Source organism: Chitinophaga sp. SYP-B3965 (assembly GCF_009647655.1).
Classification (GTDB): Bacteria; Bacteroidota; Bacteroidia; order Chitinophagales; family Chitinophagaceae; genus Chitinophaga.
The window spans coordinates 381,114-406,611 of record NZ_WJFD01000002.1; the positions used below are offsets into that span (position 1 = coordinate 381,114).

The window sequence follows — 25,498 nt, forward strand, 5'->3', positions numbered from 1 at the left end:
AGAAGGGCTTAACACTAATTAACATTAAATAAGACTGCTTAACCCTCCCGCTGCTGCGTATCCTGCAATTTTACACAACAAAAAACAGCGTATATATGAAAACGATCATCACGGCAATGTTGCTCCTCACAGCAAATGCACAGGCCCAGCAAAAGAATTCGGGGGTGATAGAGTATGAAGTAACCTCCCGGATGGATCTCTCTAACGCCCGTATTGTAATGATGGGCCCTGGCGGCCAGGTAACCCAGGGAAGCGGAGCAGACATGCCTGACCTTCCGGACCTCATCACCAACAAACAAACCCTCACTTTTTCCAGCACCAAAGGCAAACTGGAAATAGAAGGCGGCGGCGGACCACAAATAATGAGCATGAGAGGCGCCGTGCCTGCCGGGGGGGCAACAATGAGAATGGATGTGGCTGGCAGTAGCAGCGGAAATGCATCTTTTAGTGGAGCCCCTTTCGGTGCTGGTGGCCCCGGAGGAGCACTGCGCCCTCCTCTCAGTAACGCAACGTATATTGATCTGGCAAACAAAAAGTATTTAACCGTTACCACGGAAAAAAAGGACAGTGTTACCAGCAACAGCTGGTATGCAGAAGAGGATTACAAACAGTCCGCTGAGATTAAGAACAGTGAGAAAACAAAAACCATTGCAGGGTTTAAGTGCCATAAGGCTACTGTAAAACTCGGTGAAGAAAACTTCGTTTTTTGGTATACCACCGAGATCCCGCTTTTATTCTCTCCTGTAAATGGTGTGTTGCCCGCAGAAGGAGTTGTGTTATCCATTGAAAGCAGTAAGCGTTCCTACGTTGCTAAGAAGATAGAGTTTAAACCCATAGAAGATACGGAGGTGAGCCTTCCTGCTAATGCGCAGAAAATTACCGAAGAGGAATTGAAAGCTAAAAGACGCCAGATCCTGGAAAAGTTCCACAACGAAAGATTGGAAAAACTCCAGCAACTCAATAGTAATAACTAAGCCACCCCCAGCATCATTAGACAGTTCAGTTAGAAACCCAATTATGAAACGACGCGTTTTATTGACCGTGGTGTCGGTTATTGCCATCTTAACCATTGCCAGGGCACAGACCAAACAGCTCCAGATCACCGGCCGCCTTATTGATTACTCCAATAAAGAGCCATTGCCCAATGCTGCCGTAGCTTTGCTGGAAGTAAAGGACTCTGTGATAGCCGCTACCGTAGTTGCGGATGCCAAAGGGGTTTTTAGTATCACCGGCACCAAACCCGGCCACTACATCCTCGTTGTTTCCTACATGGGATACCAGCAACTAAACCGCAACATCCAGGTACAGGATACTTCGCGCCTCATTGCATTGGGAACATTAACATTGAAAAGAAAAGGACTTACACTGAACGAAGTGGAGATCGTAGATATCAAACCGCCCATCACCATTAAAGAAGATACGGTAGAATATAATGCGGGCTCTTTTAAAACAAGAGAAAATGCCCTGCTGGAAGAACTGCTCAAAAAGCTCCCCGGCATCCAGGTAGAAAAAGATGGTACCATCAAGGCCAATGGAGAAACCGTGAAAAAAGTACTGGTAGATGGAAAACCTTTCTTTGGCGATGATCCCAAAATGGCCACCCGCAACCTGCCCGCAGATATTGTAGACAAGATCCAGCTCATAGACCGGAAAAGCGATCAGGCACAATTCACCGGCATAGCCGATGGAGAAATTGAAAAAACACTCAACTTCACCATCAAGCCGGATCGTAAAAAAGGTGTTTTTGGCCGGGCATCTGTAGGATATGGAAACGATGAACGTTTCGCCGTAAATGCCAGCATGAACCGCTTCCGGCAAACACAGCAGTTATCCATCCTGGGAGGAGGAAATAATACCAATAATACCGGCTTCTCTTTTTCAGATGGTTTCGGTTTTAATGGTGGCGGCGGTGGAAAAGGAGGAACAGGAGCAGGAAGCACAGGTCTTTCCCGTAACTGGAATGGCGGTATCAATTACAGTGATAACCTGGCCAAAGGATTGCGCATTACCGGCAGTTATTTCATGAGCGATATGCAAAGGGAAAATGAAAGAAGAAGTGAACGCGAGAACCGCCACAAACCAGATTCCTTTTCCTACGTGAATTCCAACAGTGCCTCCCTCAGCAATAACAGGAATCACCGCATCAATGCACGCATAGAATACGATATCGATTCTTTCCATTCCCTGATCATTAACCCAAACATCAGTTACAGCTCAGGGGATAACTTTTCAGAAAGCAGGACCACCACCCTCAATAATAACCGGGATACCGTGAACAACGGACGTTCTCTGAACAAAACCACCGCCAGTTCTCCCAATATCAACGGTACCGCCTTATTCCGTAAAAAGTTCGATAAGAAAGGCCGCACCTTCAGTACCAATGTAAACTTTGGCGCCAATAGCAACGACCGGGAATCTATCAACCAATCGCAAACCTCTTACCTGCAAAGGAATGGATCCTTCAGGAACGATACATTAGATCAGAAAGTGATCCAGGAGAACAGCAGCAAAACATTGGGCGTACGGATGAGTTATACAGAGCCTGTGTTCACGGACCGGTTCCTGGAATTGAATTACGGATATTCCTATAATTTCAATTCATCCAACCGTAGCACGTACGACAAAGGGAAAGAGGATTACGATCTGCTGAACGACAGCCTCACGAATGCGTTCAATAATGTGTACAGTAACCACCAGGCCGGCCTCAGCCTTATGACGCAGAAACTTCGGTATAATTATACCCTGGGCGTAAACCTTCAGTTCAATAATCTGGACAGCCGGAACATCACAAAAGATAGCACGCTGCAGCAGCATACGGTGAACATCTCCCCACTTGCCCAGATGAACTACAACTTTTCCAAAAACCGCCGGATGCGTTTATCCTATCGCGGGCAAACACAACAACCCACACTGGAACAGCTGCAACCCGTACCCGATAATTCCAATCCCCTGTTTGTGAGATTGGGCAACCCAGATCTGAAGCCCTCTTTCAACAACAACCTGAGCGTGAACTATAATAATTTTGACCCCGTGAGCATGCGCAGTTTCTTTGCTTCCCTTACCGGAACTTTTACCCTGAATAAGATTGTGAACAACACCGCGATCAACGATCAGGGCATACAAACCAGCAAACCTGTGAATGTAAGCGGCAACTACAATGTGAATGCCTATATGGTAAATGGTTTTCCGCTCAACAAGCAACAGAAAACATCCATCAACTCCAACACCTATGCAGGTTTGACCCGCGACGTGAGTTTCCTCAATAACCAGAAGAACTTTACACAAACCCTGAACATCACGCAGGGCGCGAGTTTCAATTACGTTTATAAAGAAGTATTTGACCTGGCAGCCGGTGCCAATGTGAATTATAACAGGGCACGTTTCAGTAATAACAAAGACAACAACACGAATTATTTCAACTACGGCCTTTCGCTTGATTTTAATCTGAACCTGCCAGGCGGCGTTATCATTGGCGGGGATATAGATTATACGGCCAACACCGGCAGGACTGAAGGATACAATTTGCAATACACACTCGCCAATGCATTTGTTTCCAAAACATTGTTCAAAGCAAAACAGGGCCTGATCAAATTCCAGGTGTTTGACCTCTTTAACCAGAATGTAAGCGTGAACCGCACCGTGATGGATAACTACACAGAGGATTCCGAAACAAAAGTGTTACAGCGTTATTTTATGGTAAGTTTCTCCTATTTCCTGAACCGTTTTGGAGGAAAGGCACTTAAAGTAGCGGGAGAGGGCCCGAGGAATAAAATGCGTTTTTAATAAAAAAAACAACAACCTCCCCAGCCTTAAAAAGGCCAGATGTAAAAGAGGCACGTTGCAAACAAAACAAGCCTAAGCTCGCTTTTCCGCTCTGAAATCGTTTAAGATGTTCTTCTTACGGTTCTCCTGCCACTGGTTGGTGAAATACACCACCATCCGGCTGATCGTAAAGGTGGGGATGAAATCGAGTCCCGGAAACAGCTCTTCAATGAAGTTGAAAACGCCGCCGAATCCACCGATCGGGCCACCAAACATTCTGTAAAAGATGAGAGCCGATATCGGCGCCCAAACCACATCACTTACTTCCCCAAACAACGGAACTGCATAACTGGCGCAACCCAGCAGGTCCATCAGCAGGCAAAGTGTTAAACTGGGAGTAGCTCTTCTGTCCATACACACACGGTTTATTTATATATAATCAAATAACCGACCAAAATGTTTCTCCCCGCAGTGTCAGGATTTTGAAAAATCTTCGTCCGGCTTTGTAAACCCTTGTCCGCAAAGCATTTGCGTTCAAATGCGGTTTGTCCTTATTTTTAAAAAAACGTATTTCCCCGGTGCTTGCAAACGGACAAAATTTCTCCTAAATTCACACTCAGTAAACCCGTTCCACTTATGGCAGAAAATCATTCCCGCAGAGATGCGATAAAAAAAGTAGCAACTATGGCTTTAGCAGGCACAGCGCTATCTTCCCTGACCAATCGTGTGTCCGCACATGAGCAGGCGATGGATACAAAACTCAAAGGAAAAGTGAACCACTCCGTGTGTAAATGGTGCTACAATGGCATCCCATTGGATGAACTCTGCAAGGCTTCCAAAGAAATAGGTATTGCATCTATTGACCTGGCGAGCCCGGAAGATTTTACCACCTTAAAGAAATACGACCTTACCTGCGCCATGGTGGCCTCTAACGGTAAAGAATGGGGTATCGAGAAAGGCTGGAACCGCCTGGAACATCATGATCCGCTGGTTACTTACTTTGAACGCCTCATAGACCAAACCGCCGAAGCCGGCTTCACCAACCTTATCTGCTTTTCCGGTAACCGCAAAGGCATGAGTGATCAGCAAGGTCTGGAAAACTGTGCCACCGGCCTGAAAAAGATCATAGGATATGCAGAGAAGAAAAAGGTAACGCTGGTAATGGAACTGCTCAACAGCAAAGTGAACCACAAAGATTACCAATGCGATCGCACCGCATGGGGCGTGGAACTTTGCAAAGCCGTAGGTTCCAATAATTTCAAACTCCTTTACGATATCTACCACATGCAGATCATGGAAGGAGACGTAATCCATACCATCCGTGATTTTCACCCATACATTGCACATTACCACACTGGCGGGGTTCCCGGCCGGAATGAAATAGACGAAACGCAGGAACTTTTTTACCCTGCTATCATGCAAGCCGTGATAGACACAGGATTTAAAGGATTTGTAGCACAGGAATTTATTCCTAAACGCGCAGATAAACTGGCGTCTCTGAAACAGGGTGTACTGATCTGCGACGTTTAAGTTTAATATTTCCAATCCTGGCGGAGCATCCCCATCACTACCATATCCACGTAATGCCCGTGGAGTTTGGCACTTTGCCGGAGGATACCTTCTTTTGAAAAGCCCAGTTTGATGGGGATCTGGCCGCTTTTCTCATTCTGTAATACAAAACGGATCTCTACCTTGTTGAGCCGGAGGGCGGCAAATGCATACCCGATAAGGGCTTTGCAGCTTTGGGTAACAATCCCTTTTCCCTGCTTCGCTTCCACGATCCAGTAACCGATCTCCGCTTTTTGCAGTGGATGATCCCAGTCGTGCAGATCGATAACACCGCAAAGCTGGCCATCCTGCCATATTCCAAAAGCAATGGCATCCTGCTCATCTGCTTTGCGCTGCATCAGCTCAATGAATCGGAGAGAGTGTTCCTCCGTCGTATTATAATCCACCCAGGGCAGATATTTACGCAATAACTTACGGGATGAATTGATCAGCATAAACAGCGCTGGCGCATGTTCCGGCTGCAATTGTTTTAAAAGGATGGTATCGTTTACAGGTAGTTCAAGCATAAATCAGGTAGCTCAAACATAGGGAGATTTTAAATAAAACCCAAGCAGTTTAAATTACCCTGCGCCCTGAAAGCACCAACAGGCCTAAAACAACAACAGGCAACCTGCCCTGAGGACAAATCACCTGCTGTTTCGATTATGACGGTACTGTACTACTACTAAAAACTATCGTTGTGTGATCAATTGCTGCTTCGTCATATCCTTCACTACCTGCTGCGTATACACCACGGCCATTCTGGCTGCGGAAGAAGGATCAAACGTTTCTGTACGAACGGAATAAAGCAATTGTTTGTTCTTCATGCTGTATAAATTACTTTCCAGGAAATACTTGGTGTTAGTGGTGTAATATCCGGGATCATAAATACGGTTGTACATATTACCGTAATAAGACCACCAGCCACCATAGTAAGGACGATAATACATTGTCCTGCCCGGTACGTAATTCTTTTCTTTGGATTTATCCAGCATCACGATCGTCAAAACCTGATCCACATCCTTTTTACGGATCATGTTCATGGCTTTCTCCTCCTTCAATCCTTTAAAAGTTTTAGGGCCGTATGTTTCATAAGCGGATACAGCATTATATCCCTTTTGTTTCAATGCGGCTACCATTTCTGCTTCCATCCTGGCCTGCAAAGCTCCCTGGCGGTCTTGTACCAATCCAACCACCATGATCTTCTTATCGGGACTTAAAGTAGTTTCCGGATCTTTCCAGGAAGAAGTCACTTTGGTGCTTGAACAGGCTGAAACGAATAACGCCAGTCCTGACAGCACCACCACGGTTAATATTTTCATCTGTTTCATCATCGTCTGGAGTTTTTATATTGATTAGACGTGGAAAGAGAGGCAAAAGATACATGGGGTAGAGGGAATTAACATTTATTTGGGGGAACTGTTAAAGGAAAGAAAAAAGGAGCCAGGCGGCTCCTTTTATATAGTGGATTAGTAATTGATCACCTGTTCTTCTATCTGTTGCGGGATCTCCCTGAACTGATAAAGTTGTGTGCGGAGTTGCGGTTCAAAACCTGCTTCCCGTATAGCATCCTGGATGCTTTTATAAGTAAAGCGGTGAGGCGCGCCGGCAGCAGAAACCACATTCTCTTCGATCATGATGGAACCAAAATCATTGGCGCCTGCATGCAAACATAACTGCGCTACAGATTTACCTACCGTGAGCCAGGAAGCCTGGATGTTTTTAATATTCGGCAGCATGATACGGCTCATAGCGATCATGCGGATATACTCTTCTGAAGTGGTCATGTTATGCACGCCGCGGATCCTGGCCAGCAGGGTATCCACATCCTGGAACGTCCAGGGGATAAAGGCGGTGAAACCATAATTCCCTTCCGGTTTTTCACTTTGCACCTGGCGGATGGCCGCAAGGTGTTCAAAACGTTCCAGCACAGTTTCCACATGCCCGAACATCATAGTACCAGAGGAAGCAATATTGAGTTTATGTGCAGCACGCATCACATCCAGCCATTCCTGCGCACCACATTTTCCTTTGGAAATAAGGCGGCGCACACGGTCATTTAAGATCTCTGCACCAGCTCCGGGAAGACTGTCCATTCCCGCTTCCTGCAAAGCCCGTAGTACTTCTATATGCGTGCTTTTTTCCAGTTTGGTGATATGTGCAACTTCGGGGGGGCCGAGGGTATGCAAACGCACATCCGGATATAACCTTTTTAACTCACGGAACAGATCTACATAGAAGCTAAGGCCCAGTTCCGGATGGTGGCCACCCTGCAAAAGCAGTTGGTCTCCGCCATACTTAACGGTCTCCTCGATCTTACGTTTGTATTCGTCTATTTCTGTGATGTAGGCATCCTTATGGCCCGGTATGCGGTAGAAATTGCAAAACTTGCAGTTGGCCGTGCAAACGTTGGTGGTATTTACATTCCGGTCTATCTGCCAGGTCACCTTGCCATGGGGCACCTGCTGCTTCCTTAATTCATTGGCAATCTGCATCAGTTCCGCAAGGGGAGCGTGTTCGAACATATACACACCTTCCTCTGCCGTCAAAAACTCAAACTGTTGCGCCTTTTTGTATAAATCCTGTAATTGCATCTTAAAACAAAGGTAAGGAAAGTGGAAATGTTATCCGGGGAACTATTTTGCCGTTTATACCAAATAGCCATACAACAAATGAACTTAAATGTTAAATTTAGGTAAACGAGGATGCCCGGCATCATTGCTTATGCGAATCCAAAACCTGTTTCACGTTTTTGTACTCTGCCTGTCGATCTGTAATGTTGGAGCCCGTGCCCAGGAAAAAGAAAATGCACCGTCTGCTGAGCCTGAAGCCAGGCTGATCACCCGATTCCCTTTTAAACAGTACTATGGTGGTGTAGTGGTAATTTCCGCGCGGTTGAACAATTATCCGGACACCTTGCAGTTCCTCCTGGATACCGGCAGCGCCGGAATTTCCCTGGATACCGCTACCTGTGTCCATCTTGGCATAAAACTCACCCCCTCTGATAAGATCGTACGTGGGCTGGGTGCCAGTAAAAACATCTCTTTTGCCGAAAATAATACCCTTCATTTACCCGGTTTGGATGTGGATAGCCTTAATTTTCACGTCAATGACTATGAACTGATCAGCCAGGTATATGGTATTCAGATAGATGGCATCATCGGCTACAGTTTGCTGAGCAGGTATGTGATGCAGATAGATTACGACAAAGAAGAGATTGTGATCTATACCCAGGGGAAGTTTAAATATCCCCGTGGCGGTTACCTGATGAAACCCAACCTTACTTTTATCCCTGTCGTAAATTCTCCGCTCCGCAGTGGAAAACGCAACGTAAACCACCGTTATTATTTTGATACCGGTGCCGGGATGTGTTTATTGCTCAGCACCCAGTTTGTGAAGGACAGTGCTTTGCTCGTAAAACGCAGGGCCAAAGTGATCCCCACAGAGGCCCAGGGCCTGGGAGGCAAAATGCAGATGTACATTACCACCATGAACGAATTCAGGATAGGCACCTACAACTTCCGGAATGTGCCCACTTACCTGTTCGACGATATTACCAATATTACTTCCTATCCCTCCCTGGCAGGGATGATCGGAAACGATCTGCTCAGGCGGTTTAATCTCACCCTCAATTATGCCCGCAAGGAGATCCACCTGATGCCCAATACGCATTTCAGGGACCAGTTCGACTATTCCTACACCGGCCTCATCATTTACCTGATAGACAATCGGATCGAGGTAACAGATGTGATCAGGAACTCCCCGGCAGAAAAGGCCGGCTTCAGAAAAGGGGATTTCGTGCTGGCCGTGAACAACAATTTCACCACCAATCTCCAGATCTACAGGGACCTCCTGAAGAATATCGGTACCCGTCCCACCCTGCTGATCATGCGGGAGGGGGAATTAATGCTGAAAAAGCTCCCCATCCGCAGCATATTGTAGCTAATTCCTTTTGTCGTAAATTTGCACGTTTTGGTTTGATCACCAGGCCATTATTCTTATTTTTTATCAAAGACAGATATGATCCATTTTAATAGATTCACTTTAGAGAACGGGCTGCGGGTGATTGTTCATGAAGATACAACCACGCCCATGGCAGTGGTAAATGTATTGTATGATGTAGGCGCCCGTGATGAAAACCCTGCACAGACCGGCTTTGCGCATTTATTTGAACACCTCATGTTTGGCGGTTCCGTGAACATTCCGGACTATGATGAACCCCTGCAAATGGCAGGCGGGGAAAACAATGCCTTCACCACCAACGACCTTACCAATTACTACATAGAACTACCCGCAGAAAACCTGGAAACAGCCTTCTGGCTGGAAAGCGACCGGATGTTATCCCTCGCCTTTTCAGAAAAGAGCCTGGAGGTACAGCGCAAAGTGGTAATTGAGGAATTCAAGGAACACTACATCAACAAACCTTATGGCGATGTAATGCACAAACTCCGGGAACTTTCCTACACCAACCACCCCTACCGCTGGCAGACCATCGGAAAAGAATTGTCCCATGTGGAGAACGCTCAGCTGGACGATGTAAAGAACTTCTTTTTCCGTCACTACCGCCCGATAAATGCTATCCTGGCAGTGGCAGGTAAAGTAACCACAGAACAGGTAAAAGCCCTGGCAGAAAAGTGGTTCGGTGATATCCCGGCCGGAGAAAAGTATGTGAGGAACCTGCCGGTGGAACCAGCACAAAATGCCGCGAAATTCCTGGAAATAAGAGCAAAAGTGCCTTTAGACGCGTTGTATAAAGCCTATCATATTTACCCGCGGAACGATCAGCGGTATTATGCAGCAGATCTTATTTCTGATATCCTCAGCGGTGGCGGCTCTTCCCGTTTGCACCAGGTACTGGTGAAAGAAAAGAAACTGTTCAGCCATATCGACTGTGCTCATTTTGGCAGCATAGATGCCGGTTTACTTTGCATAGAAGGCAAACTGGTAAAGGGCGTAAAGATGAAAGATGCAGAAAAAGGTATCCAGGAAGAACTGGAAAAGCTGCAACAGAACATTATCCCGGAAAGAGAATTGCAAAAAGTAAAGAACCGGGTAGAAAGCATGCTCGCCTTTGAGGACATGGGACTATTAAGCCGCGCTAACAACCTGGCTTTCTATGAACTGCTGGGCGATGCCGCTTTCATGAACAAAGAATTCGAAAATTATGAACGCGTAACAAAAGAAGATATCCATCGGGAAGCGCAGATCATCTTTAACGAAAAGAACTCCAACACCATTCACTATTACGCAGGAAACTAAGTACAAATTATGATCAACAGAAGTCAGGCGCCCGCTATAAAAGATGCAGTAGATTTTGAAGTGTTACTGAAGCCGTATGAACTGTTTAAACTGGATAATGGTATCCCCGTGTACGTAGTGCGTTCAGAAGAACAGGAAACCGTACAGCTGGAACTCGTATTCCCCGCTGGCAGCTGGTTTGAATCAGAGAACCTGATCGCTTCTGCTACCAACTTCCTCATGAAGAATGGTACCAGCAAACATTCCGCTTTGGAGATCAACGAGATGGCCGAATATTACGGCGCCTATCTCAACAGAGCCTGCTTTCACGAGAATGCCACTTATACCCTTCACTGCCTCACGAAACATACCCCGGATTTATTGCCCATATTGCAGGAAGTGATCCTCGATCCCGTTTTTCCGGAAGAAGAGCTGAGCACCTTTGTGCAGAACATGAAACAAAAACTGGCGGTGAACCTCACCAAGTGCGAGTTTGTAGCCAACCGTCACATCGATAAATTCCTCTTCGGAGAATTTCATCCATACGGCCGTGTGAGTAATATGCTAGCCTATGATGCTTTGCAGACGGAGTCTTTGAAAGCATTCTATAAAAAGCATTACACATACAACAACTGCAAGATCTTCATTGCCGGCAATCTGCCCGCCAATATCATTCCGCTGTTGAACCAATATTTTGGCAGTACAAAATGGAACGGGGAAGAACATATCATCCGTCCGGAATTGCCATTGCTGCCTGCAGAGGAAAAGAAGTTCCGCATCTTCAATGATGAAAATGGTGTACAGGGAGCCGTGCGTATTGCCAGACCTTTCCCCAACCGCTACCATCCTGATTTTGGAAAGATGCTGGTGCTCAACACCATCTTCGGCGGTTACTTCGGATCAAGGCTGATGAACAATATCCGGGAAGAAAAAGGATACACCTACGGCATCCATTCCCAGATCTACAACTTCCGCCAGATGAGCGGCATAAACATTCAAACCGAAGCCGGCCGCGATGTTTGTGAAGCCACCGTAGCAGAAGTATACAAGGAAATGGAACGTATGCAAAAGGAAGAAATTCCGGAAGAGGAACTAAGCCTGGTACGCAATTTCATGATAGGATCTATCCTGGGAGACCTCGATGGCGCCTTCCATGTGATCCAGCGTTGGAAAAACCTCATCCTGAACGACCTGGATGAAAATTATTTCTACAATAACATCCGCATTATAAAAACCATTACCGCTGCTGAATTACAACAACTTGCACAGCAGTATTATAACAAAGAGGACTTCTACGAACTGATAGTGATTTAATCGGCAGTGAACATTCAGCATGCTTTTTGCGTAATTTGATGATAGCTTTTAATCACGTTCTACCATGGGAATACTTATCCGCATCCTCGTTACAGCATTGGCAGCTTTATTAACTGCTTATTTGCTACCTGGCGTGAAGCTCGCCAGTTTCACATCAGCGCTGCTGCTTGCCATCGTATTAGGGTTGCTCAACTTACTGGTGAAGCCGGTGTTGGTGATCCTTACCTTACCTGTTACCATTGTAACGCTCGGCCTTTTCCTGTTAGTGATCAATGCACTGATCGTATTGTGGGCCAGCAGCCTGGTGAAAGGATTTAAAGTAGAAAATTTCTGGTGGGCATTGATCTTTAGTGTGGTATTGTCTGTGATCAGCAGTATTATGTTATCGCTGGGACCTGCGGATAAAGAGTAAAGCGCTTCAGCAGCGGAATATATATAATGCCGGATGGGGCTCGCAGCCCCATCCGGCATTCTTTTTTTATTCTTTATGCCTTAATACAACCCCACCGCGTGTACCGGTATGGTGGCCATTTTCCAGGGTCACCTGCCCATTCACCAACACATATTGAAAGCCGGTGGCATACTGATGCGGCTGCGTGTAAGTAGATAGATCTTTCACCGTATTAGGATCGAAGATCACAATATCTGCTGCATAACCCGGCACCAATAATCCTCTTTCCTTCAGCTTGAATTTTTGTGCCGGCAGGGAAGTCATCCGCCTGATGGCTTCTTCCAGCCCGATCACTTTTTCTTCCCGCACATATTTTCCCAGCACGCGGGAATTGGTTCCATAACCCCGCGGATGTGGAACGCCCACCCCAAATTCACGGATGCTGGCATCAGAAGCAAACATATTGAAAGGATACTTCATGATGTATTTCACATCCTCCTCACTCATACCATGGAACACCATACCCGCATTTCCCTGTTCAGAAAGGTCCAATATAGTTTGTACCTCCAGCGCCAGGGTAGATTTACGGCCTTTCATTTTATTGATCTCCATGATGTTCTTCCCGTTGTACGTAGTGTCCTGCTTAAAATAAGCCACCACAGCATAATCCAGGTGTTTGAGCTTCCGGCGTTTATAAGTAGCCGTCATTTCTGCTGCAATGTTTTTCCTGATAGCCGGCTGCTGCAAACGGTAACGGATAGAGTCCGCGCCACCGGACAGGGCCCAGTCCGGCAACATCGTCCGCAAACTGGTACTGCTGGCTGTATAAGGATATTGATCGATGGTCACTTCCAGTCCTTCGTTCCTCGCTTTTTCCACCATGGCCAATGTTATTTTAGAACGGCCCCAGTTCTGCTTGCCACCTATTTTAAAATGAGAGATCTCTACAGGAATGTTAGCCTGCCGGCCAATGGTAAGTGCTTCTTCAATCGCCGCCTCCACTGCATCTCCTTCATTACGCATATGTGTGGCATATAAACCACCATAACGGGCAGACACTTTTGCCATGCCCACCACTTCCGGTGTGCGGGCATAAAGACCGGGCAGGTAAATAAGACCAGTGGAAAGTCCAACAGCTCCATCCTGCATAGCTTTTTCTACCAGCCCTTCCATTTGTTGCTGTTCAGCAGCAGAAGGAGCACGGTCCGTACTGCCCATCACAGCTCTGCGGATATCATTGTGGCCAATGAGAGAACCCACGTTGATGGAAGTTTTCATACTATCCAGCTGCCTGAAATAGTTGCCCAGATCAACATTGGAAGAACCACAGTTACCCGTGATCACCGTTGTTACGCCATCATAAATAAAACTTTCTGCTGTGGGGATCTTGAATTCATCCCCCTCAATATGTGTATGCACATCTATAAATCCCGGTGCTACTACCAGCCCTTTGGCATCGATGGTTTTACCCGCAGAAAAAGTAGCGGGGATGGTGCCTGTACGCAACACCTTGCCATTTTTAATGGCCAGATCTCCATAGTACCAGGAATTCCCTGTACCATCAATGATCTTCGCATGCCGGATCAGGATGTCACAATCAGTTTGCGCCTTGCAGGCTAAAGAACCGGCAAAGAAAACCGGAAGGAGAAAAAGCCACTTTGCCATTGAGAAGAAGTTTAACTACTATGATCTGCTATAATTTTCCAATCCCCGTTGATCTTACGGAGCACAAGAGAAAAGTGCCCGGAAACATCACCATCCGTTCTCACCAGCATCCACTTTCCTATAACAAAATACACATCGTCCGCCAGTTTTTTAAATTCCAGCAGGTTAAAGGAAAGTGTGCCCATGGCCGCTTTATCCGGATAACTCTTTTTATAGTTCTCTAAAGTAGCCCTCCAGCCATAAGTGGGGCCGTTTTTGCCGATAAAGATGAGGGAATCAGATGCCCAGTAAGTGGCCATGAAATCATTCAGGTTTCCCTTGTTCCAGGCTTTGATCTGGGCATTCATGAGACTACGGATCCGGGCTTCATCTGTAGACTGCGCCAGTAGGGGATTTTGGCCGCAAAATGCCAGCAGGGCTATGATAATGACGAGCGAACGCATGGTAAATATTTAGCAAAAGATAAACAGTTTTTATGATTTATGCATTCTTTGATTATACTACCTTTGCACAACCACAAAAAAAATAATCAATATGCCAGGATTTGAACTATTTGGCGCTGAAGAGAAAAAAGAAGTAAATGACGTACTGGAAACAGGCATTTACATGCGTTATGGTTTTGATGGTCCCCGTAAAGGGATCTGGAAAGCAAAAGAACTGGAACAGGCGCTCACCGAGAGATTTAATGTAAAGTATGCACAACTCACCTCCAGCGGTACCACTGCCCTCACTACTGCCATGGCAGCTTTGGGAATTGGCGCAGGAGATGAAGTGATCATGCCTACTTTCACATTTGTGGCCAGCTTCGAAGCAGTATTGTCTGTTGGCGCTACCCCCATCCTGGTGGATGTGGATGATACGCTTACCCTTGCACCCGATGCAGTAAGAGCAGCCATCACGCCAAAAACAAAAGCAGTGATGCCCGTTCACATGTGTGGCTCCATGGCAGACATGGATGCACTTGTGAGTATCTGTAAAGAACACAACCTCCTGTTGCTGGAAGATGCTTGTCAGTCTACCGGCGCAACTTATAAAGGCAAAGCACTTGGGTCTATCGGTAATGCCGGTACTTTCTCTTTCGACTTTGTGAAAACCATTACCTGTGCTGAAGGCGGCGCTGTCATCACCAACGATGAAGCCGTTTATACAAAAGCAGATGCTTTCTCCGACCATGGTCATGATCACTTAGGTGGAACAGATCGTGGAGCAGACGGCCATCCGCATTTTGGTTATAACTTCCGCATTTCAGAACTGCACGCAGCAGTAGGCCTGGCGCAGATCCGCAAGCTGGACAAGTTCCTGGCTATCCAGCGTAACAACAAGCAGATCCTGAAAGAAGCCCTGGGCGCAGTACCACAGGTAACTTTCCGCCGTTTGCCAGATCCTGAGGGAGACAGTGCCACGTTCCTCTCTTTCTTCCTGCCCACTGCCGAAGCCGCAAAAGCAGCCACAGCAGCTATTAAAGCAGCTGGTTTACCTGCCTTCTACTGGTTCGATAATAACTGGCATTACTTCCGCAAATGGAATCACTTCAAAGAGGGCGCAACATTAAACCCCTTTGCAGCACCATTGGCCAAAGCCATGGAAGTATATAAAACAAAAGAATTCCCGGCATCTGATGCCATCATCAGCCGCTGCATTTCCTTCCCCATCAGTCTTGTATGGACAGATGAAGAAGCACGCGAAAGAGCAGCGAAATTAACGGCCGCTGTAAAAAGTGCTTTATAATGAAAACAATCGCATTGATCCCTGCCCGTTATGCTGCCAGCCGGTTCCCCGGTAAAATGATGGCCGTGCTGGCAGGTAAAACCGTGATTTGGCGCACCTACGAATCCGCCCTGCAAACAGGCGTGTTTGATGAAGTGATGGTAGTTACTGACAGTGACATCATTTACGACGAGATCGTTAGCCACGGCGGCAAAGCCATCATGAGCAAACGCGAACATGAAAGCGGCTCAGATCGTATTGCAGAAGCCGTGGAAAACATGTTGGATGTTGAGATTGTTGTAAATGTGCAGGGAGACACTCCTTTCACACAAAAGGAACCACTCGAAAAACTGCTAAAGGTATTTGAAGGAGAAGAAGGAAAGAAAGTGCAGGTAGCCTCTTTGATGCAGGAGCTGAAAGACTGGAAAGATATTGAAGATCCAAACTTCGTGAAAGTAGCGGTGGACAGGAACTTCAACTCGCTCTTCTTTTCCCGTTCCGTGATCCCTTATCCAAGAGATAAGTCGATCAACACCACATATTACGAACACATCGGCATATATGCATTCCGCAGGGAAGCCTTGCTGTTATTCACCAAAACACCCATGACCCCGCTGGAAGCAGCAGAGAAGGTAGAATGCCTTCGCTACCTGGAAATGGGCATTCCATTAAAGATGGTGGTAACAGATTATATGGGAGTTGAAATAGATACGCCGGAAGACCTCGAAAGAGCTTCCAGATTATTAGAAGAAAAATAACGAATTATGAAATTCAGAAACTTTAAACTGGTAGGATACGTCATCTTTGGACGTGGCGCATTTAACCAACTGGATGAGATCATTGCCCCACACCGCAAAGGCGATGCGCCAATGATCTTTTTCGTGGATCATTTCTTTGAAGGCAATCAACCCTGGCTCTCCCGCATTCCTTTACGCGGGAAAGATAAAGTGGTATTTATAGATGTAACACACGAACCGAAAACAGTTTATGTAGATCGCCTCCGCGATGAACTCACTGCTGAATTTGGACAAGTAAGCGGCATCATTGGTATCGGTGGCGGTTCCACCATGGACATGGCAAAAGCCGTATCCCTGATGATGACCAATCCCGGTTCTTCCGCAGATTATCAAGGCTGGGATCTCCTGCAAAAACCAGGCGTATACAAAGTAGGTGTACCCACACTTTCCGGTACAGGCGCAGAAGTGAGCAGAACAACTGTTCTCACCGGCCCAACCAAGAAGCTGGGCATGAACTCAGACTTTACACCCTTTGATCAGATCCTGCTGGACCCTGAATTAATAAAGAACGCACCCGTAAACCAGCGTTTCTATACCGCCATGGATTGTTATATCCATTGTATAGAATCCCTGGAAGGCACATACCTCAACGCTTTCAGCAAATCTTACGGAGAAAAGGCACTGGAACTTTGCCAGGAGATCTACCTGAAAAAAGACAAGTGGGATGATGATGCAGACGAGAAACTGATGATGGCATCTTACGCCGGTGGTATGAGTATTGCTTATTCACAAGTGGGGGTAGCACATGCCGTAAGTTATGGATTGAGTTATTTACTGGGCACCAAACATGGCGTGGGCAACTGCATCGTGTTTGATAAACTGGAAGAGTTCTATCCTGCCGGTGTAAAGGAATTCAAGCTGATGGTGGATAAACACCAGGTGGCTATTCCGCAACACATCACCAAAGGATTGTCCGACAGTGATTTTGAAAAGATGATAGATGTGTCCATGGGCCTGGCGCCATTGTGGGAAAACGCACTGGGCAAAGACTGGCAACAGCAAATGACCCGGGACAGGTTACGTAAATTATATGAATTGCTTTAATAAGAAATAAACCGGGCTGGCGTAATACGTCAGCCCTTTTACTTTTGTATTATGGAAACAATCAACAAACTCGCAGAAGATTACGCCGCATCACTGATCAAAGTGCAGGAGCGGAGGAAACATTGGCAACTGCAATCCAAGCCCTTCCTGCATAAACATCTCAAAGAGATCACGGAAAAAACCAAGCTCAACTGGAAAGCCGGGTCCAATGAAACCATGCAGAACCTGGAATCCGTTTTCATTGTATTTGATCATGAGCCCAGCGGTATTGTGGAGCAATCCCAATTCAGCGTAGCGCAGAAGATCAAGATAGGAGGGTTTCTCTCTTTCTCTCAAACCCGTAACGGACAAGTAATTGCGTGGATCAGTTTTCCTTTCATTGATGGGATGACGGAAGAGAAAGCAAAGAACGAAATATTAGAAACGATTGAACCAGAAGAATTAACCGAAGAATCCGTGAATCGTTTCATGCATAAATTCCTGGGAGAAATGATCCAGTGGGAGAATGATGCAAGAGACGAGATCGGTTTTGTGCGGCACAAATAGTTTTTTATGGAAGACATTAAAGACAGCAGAGACATAGAGACGATGGTGAATACTTTCTACGGAAAGATCCAGCAGGACCCTTTGCTGGGGCCTGTTTTTGCAGAGAAAATACCCGCCGATGCATGGACGCCACACCTGCAGACCATGTACCGCTTTTGGAACACACAGTTATTAGGCGAAAAGGAATACCAGGGGAATCCCTTCTCCAAACATCGTAACTTACCCATAGACGGAGCACACTTTACACAATGGGTAAAGCTGTTCTCTGAAACCATCGATGAATTGTTCTATGGTGCACTGGCTGCTACGGCAAAAGTAAAAGCAGAAGCTATCGGCAAAATATTCCTGAGTAAGATCTTGTTTGAAAGAGGGGCATCAATGTCTACGGGATTTGATCTTTAAAGACCTGCGCATAAATCGCATGTACTTATTCCGGTACACAAACATCAAATAAACAGTGGCCAGGATAGTAACAACGGCCATAATATAAAACACCATCGCGAAATTCTCCGACTGGTTATTATACCATTTTGCCGAGAAGAAAGCCCCCAGCCCAATACCGGCCTCCAAAGCTATATACATACTTCCCAACGCTCTGCCCCTGTGTTCCGGCAATCCAAGATCAATGGTCCAGGCCGTAACAGCCGGAGAGTTGATCCCTAATGCCACCCCATACACCAAAGCCCCTGCCAGCAAACCAACAGGAGAAGTAGCAAAACCGATCATCAACATGGAGATGGCCATTAAAGTAGCAGATATTTTCAGCATGGGAACGCGGCCAAACTTATCAGAAGCTTTACCCGCCAGTAAGCGGATACCAATAGAACTAGCCGTGAAGAAAGTAAAGAACATCCCCTTGTTCTGTAATCCAAGATGAGAACTGAAATCAGGAATGATGGTGAGCAAAGCGCCGTAGCTGAAATAAGTTAAGAAGGTGATCACCATCGGCGCCAATACCAGCGGTTCAATGATCTCCCCTTTGGATACTTTCAATAAAGCCGGGCGGAAGCTTTGCCTGTTATGCAGCGTTTCCTTCATGCCGATAAGGATCACTACAGAAAGTAAGGCAAACACTGCAGAGAGCTGGAACATGGTCATAATGCCCCAGGCATTGGCAACAGAGCCTCCAATGGAAGGGCCGAGAGAAAGTCCGATGGTACTGAACAAACCAACCACCCCCATCGCTTCCCCTCTCCTGGTAAAAGGAACCATGTCCGCCACATAAGCAGAAGTGCCGGTGGGTTTGAATCCTGTAGAGAAACCATGGAAGAAACGTAGCAGCAGGAATGCCGCAACAGAACTCACCAGCGGATACAAAAGACTGCAGACCACACAGACCACAGAACCAAACACCATTACAGGAATACGCCCGATGGTATCTGTTAGTTTACCCGAAAACGGACGGCTCAAACCGGCCATGAGGGTAAAAAGACCAATAATATATCCTTTGTAATCTGCGCCACCGAGACTGGTGAGGTAAGCGGGTAATTCCGGGATCATCATGTTGAAGCTGGCCGAAAACAACAGGTTGCTCATGCAAAGCAACCAAAACTGCACAGTATAAATCTTCCCGGACGACTGATCCATGCTGCAAAGGTAGGATGCTGCCACAAAATAATCCGGCGCAAAACGGATTATTTTCAGCAAAATGTTAGAATCTAACAGACATCATTAGAAATTAACTCCCCTGAAACACACTCCAATCCTTCCAGACCGGCTCATATCCTTGCCTGCGGATCATGGCTGCAATTTCATCCGGCGCTCTCTCATCACTGATCTCAAACTGTTCTAGTGACTGCGCATCCACTGCATAACCGCCGGGATTTGTTTTAGAACCCGCACTCATAGTAGTGATCCCCAACTGCACCAGATGATCCCGGAACTTTTCAGACTCACGGGTAGAAAGGCTCAGATCAATATCCTCATTAAAAAGCCTGTAAGCACAGATCAGCTGCACCAGCTCCCGGTCCTTCATTTCTACTTTGGGTGTGAGGCCACCAGAGAATGGCCGCAGCCGCGGAAAGGAAATACTGTATTTCGTTTGCCAGTAAGTACGTTGCAAATAATCGAGGTGTAAGGCAGTGAAGAAACTATCCGTTCGCCAGTCTTCCAGCCCGATCAATACCCCGAGCCCAATTTTATGTATCCCCGCAGCCCCAAGCCTGTCAGGTGTTTCCAGCCGGTAAGAGAATTTTGATTTCTTTCCTTTGGGATGATGTTTACGGTAATCCTCTTCATGATAAGTTTCCTGGTAAACGAGTACCGTATGTAAGCCTAAAGGAATTAATGCAGCATAATCTTCCGTTTCCATGGGCTGTACTTCCATGGAGATCTGTGCAAAGTGTTGGCGGATCAGGGGGAATACTTTTTTGAAGTAATCCATGCCCACGGTCTGATTAGCTTCGCCGGTTACGAGTAATACATGTTCATAACCCATCCGCCGGATGGCTAAGATCTCTTCCAGGATCTCTGTGCCGCTGAGGGTTTTTCGCCGGATAGGATTATCATAGCTGAACCCGCAGTAAGTACAGATGTTCTGACATTCATTGGAAAGATACAGCGGCACATACAGCTGAATGGTTTTACCAAATCGCTGCTGTGTAAGCTGCTGGCTGATAGCAGCCATTTGTTCAAGATAAGGAATGGCAGCAGGGGAGATGAGCGCCATAAAATCATCCAGGCTGCGGTGTTTGTTACGCAGCGCCGCTTCCACATCCAATGCGGTTTTAGCATAGATGCGCTGCTTCACATCATCCCATTGATACTGCCTGAAAATATTTTCGAAGGACATAAGATTAGTTTTTATTCATCCAAAAACGACAACAACGGACTACTTGCATTTGCATGCCCGCTATGGTTAACACTCCCCAATCCAGCTTCATAAGCTTCCCTTCCTGCAATCACCGCCATCCTGAATGCATCTGCCATTTTCACCGGATTCCTGGACACTGCAATCGCCGTATTCACCAACACAGCCGCTGCCCCCAATTCCATGGCCTGCGCTGCATGGGAAGGCGCACCAATTCCTGCATCCACGATCACGGGCACATTGCTCTGTGCAATAATTATTTCCAGGAAATCTATTGTACGTAATCCTTTGTTACTGCCAATGGGGGACCCCAAAGGCATCACTGCAGCAGCGCCTACTTCTTCCAGCCGCTTACAGATAACAGGGTCTGCATGTATATAAGGCAAGACTACAAACCCCAGCCTTACGAGTGCTGCTGTAGCTTCCAGGGTTTCAACAGGATCAGGCAAAAGATATTTAGGGTCTGGATGTATCTCCAGTTTGATCCAGTTCGTTTCCAAAGCCTCGCGTGCCAGTTGTGCTGCATACACTGCTTCTTTAGCATTACGAACACCGGAAGTGTTAGGCAGTAAATGAATATGCGGATACCGCAAGTGTCCCAGCATATCATCCTGCAAAGCATTGGCCGTGTCAATCCGTTTCAGTGCAACGGTCACCAGTTGCGAACCGGAAGCCAGCAGCGCTTTCTCCATTTGCACACCAGAACCGAATTTGCCCGTGCCCGTAAAAAGACGGCTGTCAAAAGTTCTGCCTGCTATGATCAGTGGTTCCATATTGCATTGATTTTTTGCACCATCTCTTTTTTATCGATGGCATTTGTAATAAGACCAGATACAGCTACACCGTAAACTCCTGCTTCCTTAAGGGCAGGAATATCTTCTAATAAAATCCCCCCGATGGCCATCACAGGAACCTTACTCCCAACGGAGGCCATCAGCTGCTGATACCCTTCCAAACCCAGTATGGGACTGAGGTTTTCTTTGGTCGTGGTGAACCGGAAAGGCCCCACACCCACATAATCCACACCATCATTAATATGCGCGAGCACATCATCCAATGTATTAGCAGTACCACCCACCCAACTTTGATCACCCACAATATTGCGCGCTTCTTTCACCGGCACATCGAGTTTGCCCACATGAACACCGTAAGCATTCACCAGTGCTGCGATAGAGGGGTTGTCATTAATAGAAAGTTTTGCACCGAATTCATCGCAGATAGCTTTTGCATCAATCGCCAGTTGTAAATGAACATTATGCAATGCATCATCAGCAGTTTGTTTGCCAGCATTGCCATTCACATCCTTCACCCGCAACTGTATCCACTTGCAACCAGCCTCGCAGGCGGCACGGATATTTTCCAGATGAGGCGCTTGAGAAATATATAAAAGACGTTCCATGTTATAATATTTAAAAAAAACAAAAACCCACTTTAGCCCCGTAGGGATTAAAGTGTATGATGACCAAGTAATCCTTCGCTACTCTGTAAGTAACGCAACGTGTAATCCTTTCCTGCCTGGCAGGCTTCCGTTAAACTTAATCCCTTTGCCAGCGATGAAGTAATAGCAGCAGACAAAACACAACCAGACCCATGTTTGGGAGGAACCGAATCAGTAACCGGCGCAAAATCAACATGAGCACCTGCAGCATACAAAGTATCCCACCCCGGCTTATCCGCTCTGTGCCCACCTTTCAGAAGTATCGCACATTTGGAAGACATCTTCCGCGCAGCACTTTCCCCGCAAGGCAAACCACTCATCGCAATCGCCTCTTCATAATTAGGTGTGAGCAAAAGAATGTGATCCAGCACCATTTCCCATTGCGAAAAAATGGCCGTATGAAACACATACCCCGCAGAAGCCTTCAGCACAGGATCTAAAATGAACTGGATACCCGGCCGCGCATTCCTCAATGCAGGTAATACTTCCAGCAAAACGCTGGGATGCGAAACCACTCCCACCTTGCAGAATGAAACCGGAAATTTCTCCAGCAGTGGCAAAGCCTGCGCAAGGATCTTTTCTGCTGGTATCCATTCCACTCCGAGGAATTCATCATCAGTCTGTGCAGTTAAAGCAGTACAAACCCCCAGCCCATTAAGCCGGTGCGCTTCAAAAGTTTTAATGTCTGCGAGCAAACCGGCTCCTCCTGTGGGATCAAGACCGGCAAGACTCATCACGTACGGTTCCATGCAGCGTATATTGATTGATAAGTAGGTACTGCATTAAATGGATCTTTCCAGATAGCGCCTAATAACACAGCGCCGCAAAATCCCATGGCTTTTAAACCACCAACGTTTTTTTGTTGGATGCCACCAATGGCCAATGTGTTGGGCGGGATGTTCTTCATTTCCTGCAAACGCCCCAGGTGACCGGGTTTGGAGATGCTATTGAATACAGGCCCAAGGATCAGATGGTCCCACATATCACCCGGAGGCAATACATGATCTACATTCCGCACCTCTACAAAAACAGCATGTTGTGCTGCGGGTTTGAAAGTCAAAGTCTGCCCTGTATGAATAGAGGTACTCATCTTAAAATCACCCGGCACAGCAGAAGAACGCAAGGCCTCACTCATGTGCAATCCTCTCAATCTGTATTTTTCAACTAATTCCCGCTGCCCTGCTATCATGATCCGGGAATAGAACAACGGATCAATTCCTTCCAGCAACCGTTCATATTGCAAAGCAGAAAACCCCGGCTTACGAAGCAACAGTACATTCAGCCCAGCGTACAGCAGGGAATTGATGTGCGAAATTTCTCCTGCTATGGCTTCGGGAGATGTGGCCACCCATATCATGAATAGATCTCTCCGCCTTGTTTAACAAATGTTTCCGCTTGTGCTTCCATACCGGCAGCAAGCGCAGCTTCTTCTTGCAAACCCTGTGCGGCAGCAAATTCTCTTACCTCCTGTGTGATCTTCATTGAGCAGAAATGTGGTCCGCACATAGAACAGAAATGCGCCACTTTAGCGCCGTCTGCCGGTAAAGTTTCATCATGATAACTGCGCGCTGTATCAGGATCTAAAGAGAGATTGAACTGATCTTCCCAACGGAATTCAAACCGCGCTTTGCTTAATGCATTATCTCTGTGTTGCGCGCCAGGATGCCCTTTGGCAAGGTCTGCCGCATGCGCTGCGAGTTTATAAGTGATCACCCCTGTTTTTACATCTTCGCGGTTAGGGAGGCCAAGATGTTCTTTAGGCGTTACATAACAAAGCATGGCCGTACCAAACCATCCGATCATGGCAGCGCCGATAGCAGAAGTGATATGATCATAACCGGGAGCAATGTCTGTAGTTAAAGGCCCGAGGGTATAGAAAGGGGCTTCATGGCATTCTTTCAATTGTTTGTCCATGTTCTCTTTGATGAGATGCATGGGCACATGTCCCGGCCCTTCTATCATTACCTGTACATCATGGCGCCAGGCTATTTTAGTGAGCTCACCAAGTGTTTCCAGTTCTGCGAACTGCGCAGCATCATTGGCATCTGCAATAGAACCAGGCCGTAAACCATCTCCGAGAGAGAAGGAAACATCATAAGCTTTCATGATCTCGCAGATCTCTTCAAAATGAGTGTAGAGGAAATTCTCTTTATGATGTGCAAGGCACCATTTAGCCATGATGGAACCACCACGGGATACAATACCCGTAATACGTTTGGCGGTTAAAGGAATATAACGCAGCAATACACCGGCGTGAATAGTAAAGTAATCCACTCCCTGTTCTGCCTGCTCAATTAAGGTATCGCGGAAAAGTTCCCAGGTAAGCGCTTCCGCTTTGCCGTTCACTTTTTCCAAAGCCTGGTAAATAGGCACCGTACCAACCGGCACCGGGCAATTGCGAATGATCCATTCCCGTGTTTCATGAATATTCTTACCGGTACTAAGGTCCATGATCGTATCTGCTCCCCATCTGCAGGCCCACACGGCCTTTTCCACTTCTTCCTCAATGCTGGAAGTAACCGCGGAATTCCCGATGTTGGCATTGATCTTCACCAGGAAATTCCTGCCAATGATCATCGGCTCACTTTCCGGATGATTGATGTTGGAAGGAATAATAGCACGCCCTTCCGCAATTTCCTTCCGTACAAATTCCGGTGTAATAGGTGCCATGCCGGCCCCAAAATTGTTTCCTTTATGCTGATGTCCAAACAATTCCTGAGAACGCTGATTCTCCCGGATAGCAATGTATTCCATCTCCGGAGTAATGATCCCCTTGCGCGCATAATGCAGCTGCGAAACATTCTGCCCTGGTTTAGCACGCAAAGGCAATTGCAAATGTTCAAACCGAAGATGTTCCAGTAAAGGAGAACGCAACCGCTCGCGACCATATTCAGAAGTGAAATCGTCTAACAGAGAAACATCTCCCCGGCCGGTGATCCAATCACGGCGCAGCTTTGAGAGACCGAGACGAACATCAATGTCAATGGCATCGTCAGTATAAGGCCCACTGGTATCATACACCGTAACCGGTGCATTTTGTTCCGCATTCCGGGAACCATGCAACCGTGTATCCGATAACGTTATCTCCCGCATACTCACGGAAATATCATGCAAAGTACCCGGTACGTATATTTTCTTTGATCCGGCAAACGAGCCGCGGCTAATAGTTTTCATGGTAAACAGATTAAAAATGTAAAAGAATGACGCATACGCGCACAGAAGCACTACCGCTCAAGTGT

Annotated in this window: 25 protein-coding genes; 12 read left to right on the forward strand and 13 right to left on the reverse strand. The window is 46.7% G+C overall.

Features of this window, described 5'->3' with window-relative positions:
* The first annotated feature begins 95 nt into the window (after nucleotides 1-95).
* A complete protein-coding gene (locus GFS24_RS15645; RefSeq protein WP_153660778.1) occupies nucleotides 96-974 on the forward strand; it encodes a GLPGLI family protein in 879 nt (292 codons plus the stop codon).
* A gap of 43 nt (nucleotides 975-1,017) precedes the next feature.
* Nucleotides 1,018-3,783 (forward strand): outer membrane beta-barrel protein, encoded by a 2,766-nt coding sequence (locus tag GFS24_RS15650; RefSeq protein ID WP_153660780.1) that lies wholly within the window; start codon nucleotides 1,018-1,020, stop codon nucleotides 3,781-3,783.
* Between the two features lie 72 nt (nucleotides 3,784-3,855).
* Here GFS24_RS15650 and GFS24_RS15655 read toward each other — a convergent pair whose 3' ends face one another.
* Nucleotides 3,856-4,176: a hypothetical protein gene (locus tag GFS24_RS15655; RefSeq protein ID WP_153660782.1), complete on the reverse strand. Its 321-nt coding sequence runs from the start codon at nucleotides 4,174-4,176 to the stop codon at nucleotides 3,856-3,858.
* Nucleotides 4,177-4,398: 222 nt separating this feature from the next.
* Between GFS24_RS15655 and GFS24_RS15660 the strand changes: the two genes are divergently transcribed.
* Nucleotides 4,399-5,292: a hydroxypyruvate isomerase family protein gene (locus GFS24_RS15660; RefSeq protein ID WP_153660784.1), complete on the forward strand. Its 894-nt coding sequence runs from the start codon at nucleotides 4,399-4,401 to the stop codon at nucleotides 5,290-5,292.
* Nucleotides 5,293-5,294: 2 nt separating this feature from the next.
* Here the strand turns inward: GFS24_RS15660 and GFS24_RS15665 are convergent, their stop codons facing one another.
* The 3 genes from GFS24_RS15665 to mqnC all read right to left on the reverse strand — a co-directional run bounded on the left by GFS24_RS15665 (nucleotide 5,295) and on the right by mqnC (nucleotide 7,904).
* Nucleotides 5,295-5,837 (reverse strand): GNAT family N-acetyltransferase, encoded by a 543-nt coding sequence (locus GFS24_RS15665; RefSeq protein WP_153660786.1) that lies wholly within the window; start codon nucleotides 5,835-5,837, stop codon nucleotides 5,295-5,297.
* A 165-nt stretch (nucleotides 5,838-6,002) separates the two neighbouring features.
* On the reverse strand, nucleotides 6,003-6,644 hold the full coding sequence (locus GFS24_RS15670; RefSeq protein ID WP_153660788.1) for a hypothetical protein: 642 nt from the start codon (nucleotides 6,642-6,644) through the stop codon (nucleotides 6,003-6,005).
* A 135-nt stretch (nucleotides 6,645-6,779) separates the two neighbouring features.
* Nucleotides 6,780-7,904: a cyclic dehypoxanthinyl futalosine synthase gene (gene mqnC, locus GFS24_RS15675; protein WP_153660790.1), complete on the reverse strand. Its 1,125-nt coding sequence runs from the start codon at nucleotides 7,902-7,904 to the stop codon at nucleotides 6,780-6,782.
* Nucleotides 7,905-8,034: 130 nt separating this feature from the next.
* On the opposite strand from mqnC, the gene GFS24_RS15680 reads away from it, so the two are divergent.
* The 4 genes from GFS24_RS15680 (at nucleotide 8,035) to GFS24_RS15695 (ending at nucleotide 12,274) form a co-directional block, all read left to right on the forward strand.
* Nucleotides 8,035-9,252, forward strand: coding sequence for an aspartyl protease family protein (locus tag GFS24_RS15680; protein WP_153660792.1), 1,218 nt, complete (start codon nucleotides 8,035-8,037; stop codon nucleotides 9,250-9,252).
* A 78-nt stretch (nucleotides 9,253-9,330) separates the two neighbouring features.
* Nucleotides 9,331-10,569 carry a pitrilysin family protein gene (locus GFS24_RS15685; RefSeq protein ID WP_153660794.1) on the forward strand — a complete coding sequence of 413 codons (1,239 nt, stop codon included), beginning with the start codon at nucleotides 9,331-9,333 and terminating at the stop codon, nucleotides 10,567-10,569.
* Between the two features lie 9 nt (nucleotides 10,570-10,578).
* Entirely contained in the window at nucleotides 10,579-11,862 is a 1,284-nt protein-coding gene (locus tag GFS24_RS15690) for a pitrilysin family protein (protein WP_153660796.1), read from the forward strand.
* Between the two features lie 64 nt (nucleotides 11,863-11,926).
* A complete protein-coding gene (locus GFS24_RS15695) occupies nucleotides 11,927-12,274 on the forward strand; it encodes a phage holin family protein (RefSeq protein ID WP_153660798.1) in 348 nt (115 codons plus the stop codon).
* A 66-nt stretch (nucleotides 12,275-12,340) separates the two neighbouring features.
* On the opposite strand, the gene GFS24_RS15700 is transcribed toward GFS24_RS15695, so the two are convergent.
* A complete protein-coding gene (locus GFS24_RS15700; protein ID WP_153660800.1) occupies nucleotides 12,341-13,918 on the reverse strand; it encodes an amidohydrolase family protein in 1,578 nt (525 codons plus the stop codon).
* An 11-nt stretch (nucleotides 13,919-13,929) separates the two neighbouring features.
* The gene (locus tag GFS24_RS15705; RefSeq protein ID WP_153660802.1) at nucleotides 13,930-14,361 is read right to left on the reverse strand and encodes a DUF4440 domain-containing protein; all 432 of its coding nucleotides are present in this window, start codon (nucleotides 14,359-14,361) and stop codon (nucleotides 13,930-13,932) included.
* Nucleotides 14,362-14,452: 91 nt separating this feature from the next.
* Here GFS24_RS15705 and GFS24_RS15710 point away from each other — a divergent pair, with 91 nt between their 5' ends.
* The 5 genes from GFS24_RS15710 to GFS24_RS15730 are packed head-to-tail and all read left to right on the forward strand — an operon-like array spanning nucleotide 14,453 to nucleotide 18,414.
* Nucleotides 14,453-15,646 (forward strand): DegT/DnrJ/EryC1/StrS aminotransferase family protein, encoded by a 1,194-nt coding sequence (locus tag GFS24_RS15710; RefSeq protein WP_153660804.1) that lies wholly within the window; start codon nucleotides 14,453-14,455, stop codon nucleotides 15,644-15,646.
* Entirely contained in the window at nucleotides 15,646-16,383 is a 738-nt protein-coding gene (kdsB, locus tag GFS24_RS15715) for a 3-deoxy-manno-octulosonate cytidylyltransferase (RefSeq protein WP_153660806.1), read from the forward strand. Before GFS24_RS15710 ends, kdsB begins: the two co-directional genes overlap by 1 nt.
* A gap of 6 nt (nucleotides 16,384-16,389) precedes the next feature.
* Nucleotides 16,390-17,466, forward strand: a complete 1,077-nt coding sequence (locus tag GFS24_RS15720; protein ID WP_153660808.1) for an iron-containing alcohol dehydrogenase family protein — start codon at nucleotides 16,390-16,392, stop codon at nucleotides 17,464-17,466.
* 51 nt (nucleotides 17,467-17,517) lie between these two features.
* Entirely contained in the window at nucleotides 17,518-18,012 is a 495-nt protein-coding gene (locus GFS24_RS15725) for a hypothetical protein (RefSeq protein ID WP_153660810.1), read from the forward strand.
* Nucleotides 18,013-18,018: 6 nt separating this feature from the next.
* Nucleotides 18,019-18,414, forward strand: coding sequence for a group III truncated hemoglobin (locus tag GFS24_RS15730; protein ID WP_153660812.1), 396 nt, complete (start codon nucleotides 18,019-18,021; stop codon nucleotides 18,412-18,414).
* Here GFS24_RS15730 and GFS24_RS15735 read toward each other — a convergent pair.
* Genes GFS24_RS15735 through thiC form a run of 7 tightly spaced genes read right to left on the reverse strand, consistent with a single transcriptional unit; the run spans nucleotide 18,388 to nucleotide 25,433 of the window.
* Nucleotides 18,388-19,659: an MFS transporter gene (locus GFS24_RS15735; RefSeq protein WP_253906496.1), complete on the reverse strand. Its 1,272-nt coding sequence runs from the start codon at nucleotides 19,657-19,659 to the stop codon at nucleotides 18,388-18,390. The genes GFS24_RS15730 and GFS24_RS15735 overlap by 27 nt on opposite strands.
* Nucleotides 19,660-19,690: 31 nt before the next feature.
* Entirely contained in the window at nucleotides 19,691-20,803 is a 1,113-nt protein-coding gene (gene thiH, locus GFS24_RS15740; RefSeq protein ID WP_153660814.1) for a 2-iminoacetate synthase ThiH, read from the reverse strand.
* Nucleotides 20,804-20,814: 11 nt separating this feature from the next.
* Complete coding sequence (locus GFS24_RS15745) at nucleotides 20,815-21,594, reverse strand: thiazole synthase (protein WP_153660816.1); 780 nt, start codon at nucleotides 21,592-21,594, stop codon at nucleotides 20,815-20,817.
* The gene (locus tag GFS24_RS15750) at nucleotides 21,582-22,220 is read right to left on the reverse strand and encodes a thiamine phosphate synthase (protein WP_153660818.1); all 639 of its coding nucleotides are present in this window, start codon (nucleotides 22,218-22,220) and stop codon (nucleotides 21,582-21,584) included. Before GFS24_RS15750 ends, GFS24_RS15745 begins: the two co-directional genes overlap by 13 nt.
* A 47-nt stretch (nucleotides 22,221-22,267) precedes the next feature.
* Complete coding sequence (locus GFS24_RS15755; RefSeq protein WP_153660820.1) at nucleotides 22,268-23,008, reverse strand: hydroxymethylpyrimidine/phosphomethylpyrimidine kinase; 741 nt, start codon at nucleotides 23,006-23,008, stop codon at nucleotides 22,268-22,270.
* The gene (locus GFS24_RS15760) at nucleotides 22,993-23,607 is read right to left on the reverse strand and encodes a thiamine phosphate synthase (protein WP_153660822.1); all 615 of its coding nucleotides are present in this window, start codon (nucleotides 23,605-23,607) and stop codon (nucleotides 22,993-22,995) included. Before GFS24_RS15760 ends, GFS24_RS15755 begins: the two co-directional genes overlap by 16 nt.
* Nucleotides 23,608-23,612: 5 nt before the next feature.
* A complete protein-coding gene (thiC, locus tag GFS24_RS15765; RefSeq protein ID WP_153660824.1) occupies nucleotides 23,613-25,433 on the reverse strand; it encodes a phosphomethylpyrimidine synthase ThiC in 1,821 nt (606 codons plus the stop codon).
* Between the last annotated feature and the right edge of the window lie 65 nt (nucleotides 25,434-25,498).